This window comes from Clavibacter lycopersici (assembly GCF_003576405.1).
Lineage (GTDB): Bacteria > Actinomycetota > Actinomycetes > Actinomycetales > Microbacteriaceae > Clavibacter > Clavibacter lycopersici.
This window is the reverse complement of sequence record NZ_QWGT01000503.1, coordinates 1-658: the sequence shown is the minus strand read 5'-3', so window position 1 is coordinate 658 and position 658 is coordinate 1. Positions and strand designations below refer to the sequence as shown.

General features: G+C 75.2%; 1 pseudogene. It reads right to left on the bottom strand.

The features are described 5' to 3' along the window. Nucleotides 1-29: 29 nt before the first annotated feature. Nucleotides 30-658: pseudogene (locus DZG00_RS16205) on the bottom strand (hypothetical protein); the annotation flags it as partial.

Genomic DNA, 658 nt, shown 5'->3' with positions numbered 1-658 from the left:
TCGGAGGGCGTCGTCGTCGGGGGATCCGGTCACCGGTACGCCTCCGGGAGCTCCGGGCACGCGGCGGACAGCTGGCCGGCCATGCGCTCCGGGAACGGGCTCCAGGCCCGCTCGGTGCGTCCGGTCTCGACGAACTCGTCGACCCCGGGCACCTCGCCGACGTAGGGCCTGCCCTCCGCGGCGTAGCAGGGCAGGAGGAACGACACGTAGTAGTCGTGGATGTAGGCGAGCTCGGCGTCGGAGCGCGCACCGACGTCGCGCAGGGGGAAGCGGACCGCGCAGCCGTAGACGGCGACCGGATCCGCGTCGACGATCGTGTATCCGTCCTGGCCGCTCATGGAGGCCTCGACGCCCGCCTCCCGCAGGCAGGCCACCTGCTGCTCCGCGTGGTCCTCCTGGTCGTCGACCAGCCGCTCCGTCCCCACGTCGGGCCGCACCGCGTCGGGCTGCTGCTCGAGCACGAGGTCCCACTGCTGGTCGGCGCGGATCCGCAGGTCCTCGGCCAGCTCCGCCTCGGTCGGCGGGACGCGGACGGGCGGGTCCGCCGTGAAGTCGGGGACGACGGATCCGCGGCGGCCGTCCGGGGTGCCCATCGCCTGCCCGCGCGGGGTGGAGGTCGCCGTGACGTCGGAGCCGACGGCCTCGGCGGTCGGGGGCG